The 17,212-nt window shown below is 39.6% G+C and carries 8 protein-coding genes, 2 tRNA genes, 3 rRNA genes and 1 pseudogene; 10 read left to right on the plus strand and 4 right to left on the minus strand.

Features of this window, described 5'->3' with window-relative positions; all coding sequences use genetic code 11:
- The first annotated feature begins 28 nt into the window (after positions 1-28).
- The 10 genes from APB85_RS07525 to APB85_RS07575 all read left to right on the plus strand — a co-directional run bounded on the left by APB85_RS07525 (position 29) and on the right by APB85_RS07575 (position 14,075).
- Entirely contained in the window at positions 29-751 is a 723-nt protein-coding gene (locus APB85_RS07525; RefSeq protein WP_057482712.1) for a hypothetical protein, read from the plus strand.
- A gap of 68 nt (positions 752-819) precedes the next feature.
- Positions 820-2,202, plus strand: a complete 1,383-nt coding sequence (locus APB85_RS07530) for an aryl-sulfate sulfotransferase (RefSeq protein WP_083482224.1) — start codon at positions 820-822, stop codon at positions 2,200-2,202.
- A 108-nt stretch (positions 2,203-2,310) separates the two neighbouring features.
- A complete protein-coding gene (locus tag APB85_RS07535) occupies positions 2,311-4,230 on the plus strand; it encodes a putative porin (RefSeq protein ID WP_057482713.1) in 1,920 nt (639 codons plus the stop codon).
- 728 nt (positions 4,231-4,958) lie between these two features.
- Positions 4,959-6,488, plus strand: a 16S ribosomal RNA gene (locus tag APB85_RS07545).
- Positions 6,489-6,599: 111 nt separating this feature from the next.
- A tRNA-Ile gene (locus APB85_RS07550) sits at positions 6,600-6,673 on the plus strand.
- Positions 6,674-6,832: 159 nt separating this feature from the next.
- A tRNA-Ala gene (locus APB85_RS07555) sits at positions 6,833-6,906 on the plus strand.
- Positions 6,907-7,265: 359 nt separating this feature from the next.
- Positions 7,266-10,098 (plus strand): 23S ribosomal RNA (locus APB85_RS07560).
- A 138-nt stretch (positions 10,099-10,236) separates the two neighbouring features.
- Positions 10,237-10,345, plus strand: a 5S ribosomal RNA gene (rrf, locus tag APB85_RS07565).
- Together the 16S, 23S and 5S rRNA genes with 2 tRNA genes alongside form the textbook arrangement of a ribosomal RNA operon.
- Positions 10,346-10,772: 427 nt before the next feature.
- Positions 10,773-12,866, plus strand: coding sequence for a phosphate acetyltransferase (gene pta / locus APB85_RS07570; RefSeq protein ID WP_057481360.1), 2,094 nt, complete (start codon positions 10,773-10,775; stop codon positions 12,864-12,866).
- A 6-nt stretch (positions 12,867-12,872) separates the two neighbouring features.
- A complete protein-coding gene (locus tag APB85_RS07575; protein ID WP_057481359.1) occupies positions 12,873-14,075 on the plus strand; it encodes an acetate/propionate family kinase in 1,203 nt (400 codons plus the stop codon).
- Between the two features lie 3 nt (positions 14,076-14,078).
- Here APB85_RS07575 and APB85_RS07580 read toward each other — a convergent pair whose 3' ends face one another.
- From APB85_RS07580 to APB85_RS07595, 4 genes and pseudogenes are all read right to left on the minus strand, one after another.
- Complete coding sequence (locus APB85_RS07580) at positions 14,079-14,522, minus strand: hypothetical protein (protein WP_057481358.1); 444 nt, start codon at positions 14,520-14,522, stop codon at positions 14,079-14,081.
- 293 nt (positions 14,523-14,815) lie between these two features.
- Positions 14,816-15,518 (minus strand): annotated as a pseudogene (locus APB85_RS07585) (type 1 glutamine amidotransferase domain-containing protein).
- An 18-nt stretch (positions 15,519-15,536) separates the two neighbouring features.
- On the minus strand, positions 15,537-16,166 hold the full coding sequence (locus APB85_RS07590; protein WP_057481357.1) for an SDR family oxidoreductase: 630 nt from the start codon (positions 16,164-16,166) through the stop codon (positions 15,537-15,539).
- 55 nt (positions 16,167-16,221) lie between these two features.
- The gene (locus tag APB85_RS07595) at positions 16,222-17,205 is read right to left on the minus strand and encodes an NADP-dependent oxidoreductase (RefSeq protein WP_057481356.1); all 984 of its coding nucleotides are present in this window, start codon (positions 17,203-17,205) and stop codon (positions 16,222-16,224) included.
- Positions 17,206-17,212: the final 7 nt, after the last annotated feature.

Below are 17,212 nucleotides of genomic sequence, written 5' to 3' on the forward strand. Positions count from 1 at the left end.
TCTTAATTTTTAAAACATAGATACGATTATGAAAAAATATTTATTGTTATTTATTGCGGCTATCTCGTTAACCTTCGCAGGTTGTGACCACGAGAGTGATTTTACTCCGCCAAACTATGTAACCTTTGCAGAAAACTCTGCAAGAATCGGAGTTGATATTGATGGTTCAACTACCTACGACGTTATGGTTTACACTGCCAATGAAGTAAGTGAAGATAGAACCTTTAATGTTAATGTTGCTGGAGCCACTACACTTGCAGCGGCAGGGTATAATGTTCCTGAAACTGTTACTGTTCCAGGTGGAACTAATGAAGGAATGTTGTCTTTCACAGTTTCTGATGAAGACTTAGGATTGTTGGGAAAAAGCCTGGTGCTATCTTTAGATAGTACTGGTGATCTTTCAACTGGAGACAATGCTAGCTTTTCTGTATTTCGTACGTGCGAAGGAACAGAGTTTGAAATAGACTTCGCGTTCGATGGTTATGCATCAGAAACAGGTTGGAAATTAACCGATTCTGAAGGGAATGTTATCGTAGAAGTAGCACAGGGAACTTATGATGATGGCACTAGTAGTGATAACAGGTCTTATTGTTTAGGATCCGGTACTTATACTTTTGAAATTACAGACTCTTATGGAGATGGGCTTACCTATCCAAATATGGGAAGTGTAACTATTAGTTATGCTGGTACTGTACTTGAAACTATTGATGGAGATTTTGGTGGAGGAACATCTGTAGATGTAACTTTCTAAAGTTTTCTTGAAATTTAAACATAAAGGTGATTTGGAATTTTTCAAATCACCTTTTTTATTTTAAAGCTATGAAGAAATTTATTTTGATACTGTTGGTTGCGATTATCTCAGGTTGTACTGCCGATACGGAACCTTTTGTGGATACGAAGGATGATGAAGAAGTGGCGGAAGATGATGGGTCTGAAAATGAAGTGGATAATCCTGATGTAGATAATAATGATGGAGGAGAGGAATCCGGTGAAAGCGAAAATGAATCTGATATATATGCTGGAGATATTGTTACCTATGTTTCGGAAAAGACACAGGATGGTTACGTCTTAGTTAATGACGCCTCTAATAACAGAGTTTATCTAATGGATAAAACAGATGCTAAAATTCTTTATGAGTGGGATTTACCCTCCGGTATCGGTAATGATGCAGAACTTTTAGACAATGGTAATTTATTGGTCGCATTAACAGATAGTGATCCTGCTTATACCTTTGGAGGTTATGGAGGCAGAATGGCTATGGTTGCTCCATCTGGTGATTTGCTATGGGACTATGAATATTCCGATGAATTAAATCTTGCACATCACGATTTGGAAATTCTTCCAAATGGTAATGTTTTAGTTTTAGCATGGGAAAAGAAAGAGGGTAACGAGTTAAATGAAAATGGATATTATGGTGAAGATGATGTTATTTATATCGAAAAAGTTTTTGAAATAGATCGTAGAACTAACCAAATTGTCTGGGAATGGAGTTCCTGGGATCATTTGGTTCAGGATGTAAATTCAGATAGTAAGAACTTTGGTGTGGTTAAAGAAAATACAGATAAGATTAATATCAATTATATGGACCAGTATAAGGAAGGATCCTATAATGGCGATATTATGCATGCTAATGCGCTGGAGTATGATAAAGAAAATGATCTAATTTACATAAGTGTAAACTTTTTCAGTGAAGTTTGGGTAATCGACCATAGTACAACTACAGCTCAGGCTAAGACTGGAGCAGGGGGTAATTTCAATAAAGGAGGAGATATTTTATTTAGATTTGGTAATCCTGAAGCCTATAATGATTTTTCAAATCCGCGTTTATTTTTTCACAATCATAATCCTACGCTTGTTCCAGGAACCAATCGCATTCTTGTATATTCAAATGGTTTGCCTGTAGTGGATCCTCATTCAACAGTTTATGAATTAATACTTCCCGAGATAAATGAGTTAGGTACTAAGGCAAATTTTAACCCCGAAATTTACTGGAGTTTTGCTGATCCAGATTTATTTTCAGCAAAAGTTTCGGGAGCCCATAGGTTGCCAAATGGAAATACTTTAATTACTGAAGGTACATATGGTTACTGGGAGGTTACTCCGCAAAAGGAGGTGGTATGGAAGTTTGAAGGAGATGGCTTTTTTTGGCGAGGCTATCATTACGATCTTAATAGCTTTGCTACAGATAACTTAAATTTATAAGTTCTAATTTTAAAAGTATGAACCACCCTTCAGGGTGGTTTTTTTGTTTAGTTCAATTTCCGTTTGCTGTGATTTTTATTTTTACTTTTGTGAGAGTCCTTTTTATATATGAAATTTTACACACTACTGCTTTTTTTTCTAATTCCTTTAATAGGTATTTCGCAAACTAGACTTTCTGGTTCCCCGGGAGGTGAAAATGCTGAAGATGCAAGTAAGGAAGAAGACACTATCAAACCCCCAATTTCAGCTTATAAAATTATTTCAGTAGCTAACGACACTACTTTTGTTGACACTACGCTTACCATAGAAAAAGATTATAAATTTAATTATCGCCGTAAAGATAATTTTGAATTATTGCCTTTTTCTAATACCGGACAAACTTATAATCGTCTCGGGATGGAGTTTGATGCACAAAAACTATATCCTGAATTTGGTGCGCAGGCAAGACATTATAATTTTCTTGATGTAGAAGACATTAATTATTATCACGTTCCTACCCCGTTCACAGAAGCTTATTTTAAAACGGTACCGGAACAGGGCCAGCAGTTAGATGTATTGTTTACAATGAATACCTCTGAAAGATTAAATTTTTCTGTGGCTTATAAAGGAGTTCGCGCCCTGGGGAGATATCAGAATATTCTTACCAGTACCGGCATTTTTAGATTCGGACTTACTTATAAAACTTTAGATAGAAAATATCATTTAAGAACACATTTTGTTTCGCACGATTTACTCAATCAGGAAAATGGTGGTTTTTCAGATTTAGCACGTCAGCAATATATTGATAAAGAAGAGGAATTTGAAGATCGCTCCCTGCTAGAAATGAAATTTGAAAATGCTGAAAGCACTCTGTATGGGAAACGTTTCTATCTTGACCATTATTACCAGGTGGCCGCGCCAGATTCTTTATCCTCAAATGCACTAAAAGTTGGGCATATCTTCAACCACGATTATAAAAAGTTTGATTTTATTCAAACCAACGCGGCAAACGATATTTTTGGTCCTTCCTTTCAGCGAGCAAATTTAAGAGATCGTGTGCGTTTAACTGAGTTTTATAATGAAGGTTATGTAGAATGGTCTAATAAAACACTGGGAGAAGTAAAGGCCAAAGCCGCGGTTAAAAATTTTGAATATGGTTACAAGACATTTTATATCAGGGAAAACGATACCATTAATAATAAACTTACCGGTGTAAATTATTCGGTTGGCGGAGAGTATAGAAAGAGAATAGGCGGATTTGATGTGCAGGCAGATGCTATGCTTAATCTTGCTGGAGATTTTACCGGCAGCTATTTTGCAGCAGAAGCAGGTTATAGCCTGGATAAAGAGAACAGGTTACAATTTGGTTTTAACCAAAACAGCCATATGCCCAATTACAATTTCCTGCTCTATCAAAGCAATTATATTAACTATAATTGGCAGAACGATTTTGATAATGTGAATACGCAAAGTATTTATGGTGAATTGCGGTCTAAAAAATTACTTAATATAGAAGGTAGATTAACGCAAATTCAGAATTACACTTATTTCACCGAAAATGAAGATACTTTGGTGAAGCCGTTTCAGGCTGGAGACCAGGTTAGGTACTTAAAATTAAAAGCCAGTAAAAAGTTTGATTTTGGTGTTTTCGCTATAGATAATACATTAATGTATCAAAATGTACTGGATGGCGCTTCGGTATTAAATCTGCCCGAATTTGTAACCCGTAACACCATATATTATAAAGATGAATGGTTTGATAAGGCGCTTTACCTGCAAACCGGGTTTACATTTAAATATTTTACCAAATATAATATGAATGCCTACGATCCGGTCTTAGCCGAATTTTACGTGCAGAACTCAGCTGAATTAGGGAATTATCCTGTAGTTGATTTCTTTTTTAATGGGAAAGTAGATCAAACCCGAATCTTTTTTAAGCTAGAACATTTAAATTCTCTAATAGACAAGAATAATAACTTCGTTGCTCCCGACTATCCTTATACCGACTTTTTGGTGCGTTTTGGTGTGGTTTGGAACTTTTTTCTCTAATTTTTATTGTTGAAGTTATTCTCTTTCGCATCCTTTTTAACCTTTTAAATGCTGAATTATTTCCTGAATGTCTCTAATTAGATTGAAATTGAGATGAGATTTGATGATTTTATAAGAAATCCTGAAAAATAATTAAATTTAAAATTATTGTTGTGCATCTAAAAAACAGCAGTATATTTGCACCCGCTTTGAGACACAACGAGGGTTGCGGAGTAGAGCGGGAAGTTCATTACATATTGAGATACGGTGTTTTTTTTAAGGAAGTAAAGCTTAAAAAAATAAAAGTAAAAAAAACTTATTTTTTTACTTGCCAGAATCAAAAGAGGGTGTATATTTGCAGCCGCAAAAACAGCGAAGGTTTTTAATAGAAACGGGAGTTGTTTTGAAGTTCTTTTGAGAATGGAAAGCTTTAAAAAAAAGTCAAAAATTTTTCTAAAAAAGATTTGGCGGATAAAGAAAAAGCATTGTATATTTGCAGCCGCTTACGGCGCAACTGAGTTCCCAAAAATACTGAAAAGAAATCCCGGGTGGGTAAGTAAAACAAGAGGTTCGAGTCCTTTAATTTCGGCAAGAATATCCCGAGTAAGATCGGGGAAGTTCATTGATTTATTGAATTGACAGCGCGTACATTTTTCGAGAGAAGAATGATACAAATAATTTAGAATTAAGACTAGATAAGTCATTTTTGAGTACAGACGATTGATTGTTGTAATTATATTTAAGAAACAACGATGAAGAGTTTGATCCTGGCTCAGGATGAACGCTAGCGGCAGGCCTAACACATGCAAGTCGAGGGGTAACATAGGAAAGCTTGCTTTTCTGATGACGACCGGCGCACGGGTGCGTAACGCGTATACAACCTACCTTTTAGCGGGGAATAGCCCAGGGAAACTTGGATTAATGCCTCATAGTATATAAACTTCTCCTGAAGTTTATATTAAACATTTATGGCTATTAGATGGGTATGCGTCCTATTAGTTAGTTGGTAAGGTAACGGCTTACCAAGGCAGCGATAGGTAGGGGTCCTGAGAGGGAGATCCCCCACACTGGTACTGAGACACGGACCAGACTCCTACGGGAGGCAGCAGTGAGGAATATTGGACAATGGGCGAGAGCCTGATCCAGCCATGCCGCGTGCAGGAAGACTGCCCTATGGGTTGTAAACTGCTTTTACAGAGGAAGAACCACCCCCACGTGTGGGGGTTTGACGGTACTCTGCGAATAAGGATCGGCTAACTCCGTGCCAGCAGCCGCGGTAATACGGAGGATCCAAGCGTTATCCGGAATCATTGGGTTTAAAGGGTCCGTAGGCGGGCAGTTAAGTCAGTGGTGAAAGTCTTCCGCTCAACGGGAGAACTGCCATTGATACTGATTGTCTTGAGTTATTATGAAGTGGTTAGAATGAGTAGTGTAGCGGTGAAATGCATAGATATTACTCAGAATACCGATTGCGAAGGCAGATCACTAATAATATACTGACGCTGATGGACGAAAGCGTAGGTAGCGAACAGGATTAGATACCCTGGTAGTCTACGCCGTAAACGATGGTTACTAGCTGTTCGGCCCAATTGAGGGCTGAGTGGTTAAGCGAAAGTGATAAGTAACCCACCTGGGGAGTACGTTCGCAAGAATGAAACTCAAAGGAATTGACGGGGGCCCGCACAAGCGGTGGAGCATGTGGTTTAATTCGATGATACGCGAGGAACCTTACCAGGGCTTAAATGTAGTCTGACAGGTCTGGAAACAGACTTTTCTTCGGACAGATTACAAGGTGCTGCATGGTTGTCGTCAGCTCGTGCCGTGAGGTGTCAGGTTAAGTCCTATAACGAGCGCAACCCCTGTGGTTAGTTGCCAGCGAGTAATGTCGGGAACTCTAGCCAGACTGCCGGTGCAAACCGCGAGGAAGGTGGGGATGACGTCAAATCATCACGGCCCTTACGTCCTGGGCCACACACGTGCTACAATGGTAGGGACAGAGAGCAGCCACTTCGCGAGAAGGAGCGAATCTACAAACCCTATCACAGTTCGGATCGCAGTCTGCAACTCGACTGCGTGAAGCTGGAATCGCTAGTAATCGCATATCAGCCATGATGCGGTGAATACGTTCCCGGGCCTTGTACACACCGCCCGTCAAGCCATGGAAGCCGGGGGTACCTGAAGTCGGTCACCGCAAGGAGCCGCCTAGGGTAAAACTGGTAACTGGGGCTAAGTCGTAACAAGGTAGCCGTACCGGAAGGTGCGGCTGGAACACCTCCTTTCTAGAGCAACGCCTTTTAAGGCAATGCGCAATAATCAAAAGGGAAGTGCTTAAAGATCTTTTTTGGTCTTGATTCTATAGCTGTCGATTTAATATTTAAAGAATAAAGGACAGTCTCATAGCTCAGCTGGTTAGAGCGCTACACTGATAATGTAGAGGTCGGCAGTTCGAGTCTGCCTGAGACTACGACGCGCTAAAGCGCAGTTTAAAGTTAAAGGTGAATAGTTCAAAGTTATTTGAATTTGAGACAAGTATGTTCATTACAAATTGAAAGGAAATTTTAGAGGTTGAGTAGCCGTTATAAGTACTGTTAACTAATAACTGGTTAACTGGCAACTAAAAGACGGGGGATTAGCTCAGCTGGCTAGAGCGCCTGCCTTGCACGCAGGAGGTCATCGGTTCGACTCCGATATTCTCCACTGTAACAGTAAGATTGCTGTTAAGTTCATTACATTTTGAAGAGATTTTGCACATTAAGGGTGCTAGAGCGTCCCGATTTCACATCGGGAAGGTCATCGGTTCGACTCCGATATTCTCCACGATTCCTTGAGATTTAAGGGAGATAGGTAATTTAAACAATCAGGAAATGCGTTTTGCATATTCGTTTGGTTACCATCGAGCTTAGGTTGCTAGAGAGGAAAAAAGTTCATTGACATATTGAGAAACAAAGAATACGAGAAAACTACAGTTATAGAAGTTAAATTTTATAACGAGGTAAATTAAATTAATAGAATACATTGTGATTAAGGTCACGAGAAATTCGAGCATAAGCAAGAAGCATACAAGCTAGATAAGGGCGTATGGGGAATGCCTAGGCTCTCAGAGGCGAAGAAGGACGTGATAAGCTGCGAAAAGCTGCGGGGATTGGCACATACAAGTTGATCCGCAGATATCCGAATGGGGCAACCCACTTAACTGAAGGTTAAGTATCCGCAAGGAGGCAAACCCGGAGAACTGAAACATCTAAGTACCCGGAGGAAGAGAAAACAATAGTGATTGCGCTAGTAGCGGCGAGCGAACGCGCATTAGCCCAAACCATAAGGTTTACGGACCTTATGGGGTTGTAGGACCACAACATTTGTTGCAAACAGAATTAGAACAGGTTGGAAAGCCTGGCCATAGACGGTGACAGCCCGGTATAGGTAAAGAATGTAACGATAGTGGTATCCTGAGTAGTGCGGGGCACGAGAAACCCTGTATGAATCCGGCGGGACCATCCGCCAAGGCTAAATACTCCTGAGAGACCGATAGTGAACCAGTACCGTGAGGGAAAGGTGAAAAGAACCCTGAACAAGGGAGTGAAATAGATCCTGAAACCATACGCTTACAAGCGGTCGGAGCCCTTTGGGGTGACGGCGTGCCTTTTGCATAATGAGCCTACGAGTTACCGTTTCCAGCAAGGTTAAGCAGTTCAGCTGTGGAGCCGTAGCGAAAGCGAGTCTTAATAGGGCGGTTTAAGTTGGTAATGGTAGACGCGAAACCGTGTGATCTACCCTTGGGCAGGTTGAAGCTGTGGTAACACATAGTGGAGGACCGAACCCGTTGACGTTGAAAAGTCTTGGGATGACCTGAGGGTAGGGGTGAAAGGCCAATCAAACTCGGAAATAGCTCGTACTCCCCGAAATGCATTTAGGTGCAGCGGTATAATAGTTTTATAGAGGTAGAGCTACTGATTGGATGCGGGGGCTTCACCGCCTACCAATTCCTGACAAACTCCGAATGCTATAAAATGTTTTATATCAGTGAGGGCATGGGTGCTAAGGTCCGTGTCCGAGAGGGAAAGAACCCAGACCATCAGCTAAGGTCCCAAAATATATGTTAAGTTGAAGAAACGCGGTTGGACTGCCCAGACAGCTAGGATGTTGGCTTGGAAGCAGCCATTCATTTAAAGAGTGCGTAACAGCTCACTAGTCGAGCGGTCCGGCATGGATAATAATCGGGCATAAACATATTACCGAAGCTATGGATTTCATATTTAGATATGGAGTGGTAGGGGAGCATTGTAACAGAGATGAAGGTGTACTGCGAGGTATGCTGGATTGGTTACAAAAGAAAATGTAGGCATAAGTAACGATAATGCAGGCGAGAAACCTGCACACCGAAAGACTAAGGTTTCCCCAGCTATGCTAATCAGCTGGGGGTTAGTCGGGACCTAAGGCGAACCCGAAAGGGGTAGTCGATGGACAACAGATTAATATTTCTGTACTTGCCCCACGTTAAAGCGGACGGAGGCGAAAAGTTGGTGCGTGCTGACGGAATAGCACGTTGAAGGGAGTGGTAACACCCCGATAGTACACAAAAGCTTCGGCCGGCGTGATAATCCAGCGGATCGACTTCCAAGAAAAGCGAGTGGAGGCAACCCGTACCATAAACCGACACAGGTAGTTGGGATGAGAATTCTAAGGTGCTCGAGAGATTCATGGCTAAGGAACTAGGCAAAATGGGCCCGTAACTTCGGGAGAAGGGTCGCCCCGCTTCGGCGGGGCCGCAGTGAAGAGGTCCAGGCGACTGTTTATCAAAAACACAGGGCTCTGCTAAATCGAAAGATGATGTATAGGGCCTGACACCTGCCCGGTGCTGGAAGGTTAAGAGGAGATGTTAGCTTCGGCGAAGCATTGAATTGAAGCCCCAGTAAACGGCGGCCGTAACTATAACGGTCCTAAGGTAGCGAAATTCCTTGTCGGGTAAGTTCCGACCTGCACGAATGGTGCAACGATCTGGACACTGTCTCAGCCATGAGCTCGGTGAAATTGTAGTATCGGTGAAGATGCCGATTACCCGCTACGGGACGAAAAGACCCCGTGCACCTTTACTATAGCTTAGTATTGACTTTGGACAAGTGATGTGTAGGATAGGTGGGAGACTTTGAAGCGCCGTCGCCAGGCGGTGTGGAGTCATTGTTGAAATACCACCCTTTACTTGTTCGGAGCCTAACCTCATTATTGAGGGACAGTGCTTGGTGGGTAGTTTGACTGGGGTGGTCGCCTCCAAAAGAGTAACGGAGGCTTCTAAAGGTTCCCTCAGCACGCTTGGTAACCGTGCGTAGAGTGCAATGGCAAAAGGGAGCTTGACTGAGAGACATACAGGTCGATCAGGTACGAAAGTAGAGCATAGTGATCCGGTGACACCGCATGGAAGGGTCATCGCTCAAAGGATAAAAGGTACGCCGGGGATAACAGGCTGATCTCCCCCAAGAGCTCACATCGACGGGGGGGTTTGGCACCTCGATGTCGGCTCGTCACATCCTGGGGCTGGAGAAGGTCCCAAGGGTTGGGCTGTTCGCCCATTAAAGTGGCACGCGAGCTGGGTTCAGAACGTCGTGAGACAGTTCGGTCTCTATCTGTAGTGGGCGTTAGAAATTTGAGTGGACCTGATCCTAGTACGAGAGGACCGGATTGGACCAACCTCTGGTGCACCAGTTGTTCCGCCAGGAGCATTGCTGGGTAGCTACGTTGGGAAGGGATAAGCGCTGAAAGCATATAAGCGCGAAACCCACCACAAGATGAGATTTCTTTAAAGGACCGTGGGAGACGACCACGTTGATAGGCCACAGGTGTAAAGGCAGCAATGTCATAGCCGAGTGGTACTAATAATCCGTAAAGCTTGATGCGATTCCCACGCCTTGCAAGAGGTGTGGGGACTTGAATGCTTTATCTTGAGTTTATCTATATTCTTTGTTTCTTAAATATGTCAACTTATTAGGAGTTGGATAGGGCGTTTAAAGACGTGTTATGCCAAACTCAAAGACTTAAGGTGGTTATGGCAACGGGGCTCACCTCTTCCCATTCCGAACAGAGAAGTTAAGCCCGTTAGCGCAGATGGTACTGCTATTTGTGGGAGAGTATGTCACCGCCTTTCTTTGAAGACCCTTGCATTAAGTTGTAAGGGTCTTTTTTTTTGCATAATCTTGTGTGAGGTCCCGCTGCGTAGCGGGATTAATTCCCACAGCTTTTCATACTGCGTGCAAGCACTTGTATTCAAAGGTGGTCATTTAATATGTCACCGCCTTTCTTTGAAACCCTTCATCATTCATTTGGTGAAGGGTTTTTTTATACCCGAAAGTCAGAGATACTCTATTCTATACTTCAGAGAAGTTCTTCATTAACCAATAGTTATTTTCAATTTTGGTTTTCATTGTAAATTTCAATATAATATATGGATAGATAAAGCTTGATTTTATGCCTTTATTTAAAAGATGATTCATATCAGGTTTAATATCTTTTAGGAGAAACTTAAAAGTTGTTTTGTTTTAATAACTTTATTTTTGCCCTATAATTTATATACTATGAATAAAGGAATTTATATCGCCACGCTGGAATCCCACAGTGGTAAATCTATGATCTCACTGGGACTAATGAGAACCCTACTTGGTAAGATGGTAAAAGTAGGATACTTTAGGCCTATTATTAATGATGTTGTAGAAGGCGAACGAGACAACCATATAGATACTGTTTTAAGTTATTTCGATTTAAAAATTCCATACGAAGATACTTATGCGTTTACCCGAAGTGAAGTGATTCAGAAAAGGAATGAGGGAAAATCTGGTGAGATCATGGATACCGTTATCAGCAAGTATAAAAAGCTGGAAGAAGAATTCGATTTTATACTTGTAGAAGGAAGTGATTTTTCTGGAGAGGGGAGTGTTTTTGAATTTGATGTTAATGTAGTAATTGCCAAAAACCTTGGTATTCCTGTTATAATAGTTGTTAGTGGGCAGTTTAAAAACTGGGAAGAACTTTTAGGCAATCAACAAATGGCTTATCGAGCTTTTAAAGATAAAGAAGTGCAGGTAATGGCCATGGTAAGTAATAAAATTCAGCAAGATAACCTGGAGCCGGCTAAAAAAAATATGCGAGGCTTTCTACCCGAAGATGTTGGTGTATTTGCAATCCCTTTAATAGATACACTTAATAATCCTACCTTAAAAGAGATCGTAAAAGTATTAGATGGGAAGGTTTTATTTGGCCACGATTTTCTTGATAATCAAACAGGGAATTTTGGGGTTGGAGCTATGCAGTTACGCAATTATCTAACCACCTTAAAAAATGAAAGTCTTGTAATTACACCTGGCGATAGAGCAGATATTATTCTTGGTGCCCTTCAGGCAAATATTTCCAGTAATTACCCGAGAATCTCAGGGATAATTCTAACCGGTGGTCTAACACCCGAAGAATCAATTTTAAAATTAATTGAAGGTTTATCTGACATAGTTCCTATGATTTCAGTTCAGGAAGGAACTTTTGCCGTAACCAATAAAGTAGGTGCCATTAAGTCTAATATTTATGCAGACAGTATTCAGAAGATACAAACTACCATAAGTATTTTTGAACGTTATGTTTCTTTTGATCCTTTGGTTGAAAAGTTGATTAACTATAAGCCCCAGGGAATTACTCCAAGAATGTTTCAATACAGTCTGGTTAAACGAGCCAGACAAAGTAAAAAGCATATTGTATTGCCTGAAGGAACTGACGAGCGTATTCTTACCGCGGCCAAGCGCCTAATAGATATGGACCTGGTAGAACTCACTTTGCTGGGAGATGTGGATGCTATACATAAAACGGTTGCTAAAATTGCTTTAGATCTTGATTTTTCAAAAGTAAATATTATAGATCCTATTAATTCCCCAAATTTCCAGGATTATGCCGAAACTTTCTACGAGTTGAGAAAGCATAAAGGTGTGAATATGGATATGGCCAAGGATCGAATGAGTGATGTGTCTTATTATGGAACAATGATGATTCATAAAGGTCACGCTGACGGGATGGTGTCTGGAGCAGCACATACTACGCAACACACGATATTACCGGCACTTCAGTTTATTAAAACCAAACCAAATGTTTCAGTGGTTTCTTCAGTATTCTTTATGTGTTTAGAGGATAGAGTTTCAGTATTTGGAGACTGTGCCATCAATCCAAATCCTACAGCCGAAGAATTATCAGAAATCACTATTTCTTCAGCTGAAAGTGCTTCGTCCTTTGGTATCGAACCAAAAATTGCGATGCTATCCTATTCATCTGGATCTTCAGGGAAGGGAGCCGATGTGGATAGAGTAAGAGAAGCTACTGAAATTGTTCGGAAAAGAAGACCAGATCTAAAAATAGAAGGGCCCATTCAATATGATGCTGCAGTAGATATTAGCATTGGTAAAAGTAAACTACCAGAATCTGAAGTTGCAGGACAGGCAAATGTTTTAATTTTCCCCGATTTAAATACAGGAAACAACACTTATAAAGCGGTGCAAAGAGAAACTGGAGCACTTGCCATTGGGCCTATGCTTCAAGGCTTGAATAAGCCGGTAAACGATTTAAGCCGCGGATGTACCGTTGCCGACATATATAATACAGTTATTTTAACCGCCATTCAGGCACAAGGAATATAATTCAATATGAAAAATATTTTAATTATAAATTCAGGAAGTTCATCTTTAAAATTTCAATTAATCCAGATGCCAGCAGAAGTGGTGTTAGCTTCAGGAATGGTGGAACGAATTGGCCTGGATGGTGCTAAACTTCATTTTAAAACAGATAAGGAATCAATTTCTGAAGAGCTTTCAGCGAAAGATCACTCAATAGCTTTAGAGGCCATTACCAATCTTTTAATGAGCCCTGAAAAAGGTGTGATTAAGAATGCCGAAGATATAGCTGCTATTGGACACCGGGTTGTTCATGGAGGAGATAATTTTTCTAAGACAGTAGAAGTAAACGCTGAAGTTAAAGCTAAAATAAAAGATTTTTTCTCCCTGGCGCCATTGCACAATCCTGCCAATTTGGAAGGAATAGAAGTGGCTGAAAAACTTTTTCCAAAAGCCAGGCAAGTTACTGTTTTTGATACAGCTTTTCATAGAACTATTCCTAAAAGAGCTGCGCAATATGCTATTCCGAAGGAATTTTTTGAAGAAAAACATATTCAACTATATGGATTTCATGGGATTAGTCACAAATTCGTGACAGAGAAGGCTATAGACCATCTTAAAACTGAGAATTCAAAAATTATAAGTATTCACTTAGGAAATGGTTGCAGTATGACCGCGGTGCATAATGGTAAAAGTATAGATCATTCGATGGGCTTTTCACCGGTTAATGGACTTATTATGGGAACCAGAAGCGGTGACATAGACCAATCGGTTATTTTTTATCTAATAGATCAATTAGGTTATTCTCCACAAGAAGTGAGTGATATTTTGCACAAAGAAAGTGGGATGTACGGACTTACCGGTTTTAGTGATCTTAGGGATATCGAAGAAAATGCATCGAAAGGAAATAGACAATGCCAATTAGCATTGGATATGAATGCCTACCGAATTAAAAAATATATTGGTGCTTATGCTGCTGCAATGAATGGCGTGGATGCCCTGATATTTACTGCCGGAATTGGAGAAAACAGTGATGTAATTAGAAGTTTAGTGTGTAATGATATGGATTTCTTAGGAATTGAACTTAACGAGGAAAAGAATAAGGAACGTTCAAAAAAATTGAGAACTATAAATGCTGATGATTCTAAGGTGAAAATTTTGGTTATTCCTACAAATGAAGAATTGGAAATCGCTAAACAAGCCTATAAACTAGAAACTAAGGCCGAGGAAGTATAGTGTTTAGATTAGGTATTTACTTACCGTGATTAATTGGTTTCGTAAAGAATCAGAAGAATGTTTATGCGATAAAAGGGTGTTTCTCAATTTTCCATCGGTTAATAAGCCAAGAGTGTGTTTTAATTGTTTACCGAAATAGTTCTCCATATCGGTACATATTCTTCCTGTTTTTAAATTAGAAGAAGAACTTAATTTTTTCTGCATTTTTACTACCTCCTTTTTACATTTAACTATAAGTTCGTCCAGATACTTCTGATCTCGAGCGTCTAGAATATGTTTATCCAAATCATTTTTAAGCGCTTTTTTATGATTGTATAAGGACTTAAAAAGACGCTTTAAATAAGGCTTTTTGGTGGTTAAAATAGCATGTTTATAGTATATCGCAGCAGTATAATTGGCGATATAATAATTTTCAAGATAATCTACTTCAGAAGGTTTCCTCAACATCACTTTCAGCTTTCAAATTTCAACGAATATTTTAAGAAGTAGGGTTGATATTCATATTGAAATTACAAGAATTAAGAAGAATTCGCTGTTAAATAAGAAGAAACAATTACTAAAAAATTCTTAATATGAAAGCCGTAATTTTATTAGTTCTACTAATGAATTCAATTATATTAGGTTATAAAATTACATTTCTTCTTTATGTGAACAGTGAACAGTTTTAATCATAATAAAATATAAGCATAAAAAAGCCTGTAACTTTTCTTGTTACAGGCTTTAAATTTAGTTCGCTTCTATTATTTAAGCGACTCATATAATATTTCGGATGCTTTATTTGAAGAAGCAGGGTTTTGGCCGGTAATCAAATTACCATCTTTAAGCACCTGAACTCCCCAGTCATCTGTTTTAGAATAAATCCCTCCGTTTTCTTTTAGCATATTTTCCACTAAAAATGGAACTACATTCGTTAATTGCACCGCTTCTTCTTCCGTATTAGTAAAACCGGTTACTTTTTTTCCTTTTACTAAAGGTTCACCATTTTCATTTTTTACGTTTTTAAGAGCTGCCGGTGCGTGACACACAAAACCAATTGGTTTATGCTGCTTGTTAAAGGCTTCTATCAAGGATATGGAAGTTTTATCTTCTGCCAGATCCCAAAGCGGACCGTGGCCTCCAGGGTAGAATACAGCGTCAAAATCTTCAGCATTAAGCGTTTCTAATTTTACCGTGTTGTTAATCACTTTTTGAGCTGCTTCGTCTTTGTAGTAACGTTTAGTATCTTCGGTTTGAGCTTCTTCTCCTTCGCTATTTGGATCGATTGGTGCTTTTTCCACCATTGGGTGTGGCAACAGTTATATCAACCCCCTTATCTAATAAGTTGTAATAAGGTGCTGCGAACTCTTCAATCCAAAATCCTGTTTTTTCTCCTGTGTCTCCCAATTTGTCATGAGAGGTTAATACAAATAGTACTTTCATATCTTTCATTTTTTCTTTATTCATTTAAGTATTTGAAACTTCTTAACTACGCACTGCTTTTTCAATTGGAGTCTCGCCATCAAGAATTTCAAAAATTTGGCTCTGCTTAACGTCATTGTCCAGTACTTCTACTAGAGTTTGAGCAACATTGGCCCGGGAAATACTTTCCTGTTCTTCTAATTTCTCTTTTAATTGAATTTTACCAGAACCCTCTTCATTGGTAAGTGCTCCCGGTCTAACAATCGTATAAGCTAAACCGCTCTTTTGTAAATAATCATCAGCATTCCCTTTGGCTTTAAGATAATCTTCAAGCTCTCCACCAATACTGGGATTGTCTGCGCCCATGGAACTAAGCATCACAAATTTTTCAGCTCCTGCATTTTTGGCTGCATCTGTAAATCTTTTAGCACCTTCCTGGTCAATTTCAACAACCTTTTTTCCACCTGAACCTGCTGCAAAAATAACCTTGTGAGCACCTTTTACAGCTTCATTTAAATCTTCCTCCAGGTCACCAAGTACAGTTGCCACATTTTCTTTTTCAAAATGCTTTTTTTGCTCCTGTTTTCTAACCATCGCAATGGGTTGGTATTTTTCGGATTTTTTTAATAAGTCGATAATTATTCTTCCCGTGCTACCGTTCGCGCCGGCAACTAATACATTTTTCTTTTTCATAGCTATTTTTTTATTTAAATATAATATATAATCTATTGGTTAATTCTAACGAGATTTAGGATAAGCTTATGATTACTTTTCCCTGTGCTCTTCCAGTAGAAAGGTATTGATAGGCATTAACTCCATCCTCAAAAGAATAAATTAGATCTACTATTGGTTTAATATCACCTTCTTCAACCATGGTTTTGATCTCATTCAATTGGGCTGAATTGGGCTGCATCCAGGTGTGTTTATAAACTGCCGATTTATCTTTAACCAGTTTTGATAATTGTTCTGGTAATTCATAATCATTGATTCCCATTATTTTGGCCGATTCTTCACTAGGCGGACCTGCTATTGAAGTTACGACTCCACCTTCTTTAATAATTTCGAAGGCATCAAACGTATAATCATCACCCAAGGTGTCAAAAACGATATCCAAATTATTCGCAACTTCTTTATAATCTTCCTCTTTATAATCTATTACCCTATCAGCTCCCAGGGCCTTCACCCAATCTACATTTTTAGTACTGGTAGTTGTATAAACGATAGCTCCTTTTGCTTTGGCATACTGAATGGCAAAACTACCCACACCACCGGAGCCGGCGTGAATAAGAATTCTATCATCCTCTTTTATTCCAGCTTTTTCAAGAGCCTGGATCGCGGTAAGGCCTGTTAACGGAAGTCCTGAAGCTTCTTCAAAAGAAATATTTTCCGGTTTTTTAGCAACTTTATCGCTGTTTATGGTTACAAATTCTGCTACCGTACCCATTTGTTCGTGTGGCACCCTGGCGTAAATTTCATCGCCTACCTCAAAATTAGTTACCTCATTGCCCTTTTCCGCAACAACGCCACTAACATCAAATCCTATGGTTACCGGAAGATCCAGCGGTACCATTTCTTTTAAATATCCCTGTGCCATTTTATAATCAATAGGATTTAGAGAAGCAGCTTTAACTTCAACTAAAATATCATTTGCCTGTACCGATGGTTTTTCGATCTCATTGATGGATAAACTTTCTTTAATTTCTCCGTATTTTACTATTTGTAGTGCTTTCATATCAATT

The organism is Salegentibacter mishustinae (assembly GCF_002900095.1).
In the GTDB taxonomy this organism is placed as follows: domain Bacteria; phylum Bacteroidota; class Bacteroidia; order Flavobacteriales; family Flavobacteriaceae; genus Salegentibacter; species Salegentibacter mishustinae.

Coding starts and splice junctions, on each gene's coding strand:
- APB85_RS07525 (WP_057482712.1), top strand. CDS start 29: ATGAAAAAATATTTATTGTTATTTATTGCGGCTATCTCGTTAACCTTC.
- APB85_RS07530 (WP_083482224.1), top strand. CDS start 820: ATGAAGAAATTTATTTTGATACTGTTGGTTGCGATTATCTCAGGTTGT.
- APB85_RS07535 (WP_057482713.1), top strand. CDS start 2,311: ATGAAATTTTACACACTACTGCTTTTTTTTCTAATTCCTTTAATAGGT.
- pta (WP_057481360.1), top strand. CDS start 10,773: ATGAATAAAGGAATTTATATCGCCACGCTGGAATCCCACAGTGGTAAA.
- APB85_RS07575 (WP_057481359.1), top strand. CDS start 12,873: ATGAAAAATATTTTAATTATAAATTCAGGAAGTTCATCTTTAAAATTT.
- APB85_RS07580 (WP_057481358.1), bottom strand. CDS start 14,522: ATGTTGAGGAAACCTTCTGAAGTAGATTATCTTGAAAATTATTATATC.
- APB85_RS07590 (WP_057481357.1), bottom strand. CDS start 16,166: ATGAAAAAGAAAAATGTATTAGTTGCCGGCGCGAACGGTAGCACGGGA.
- APB85_RS07595 (WP_057481356.1), bottom strand. CDS start 17,205: ATGAAAGCACTACAAATAGTAAAATACGGAGAAATTAAAGAAAGTTTA.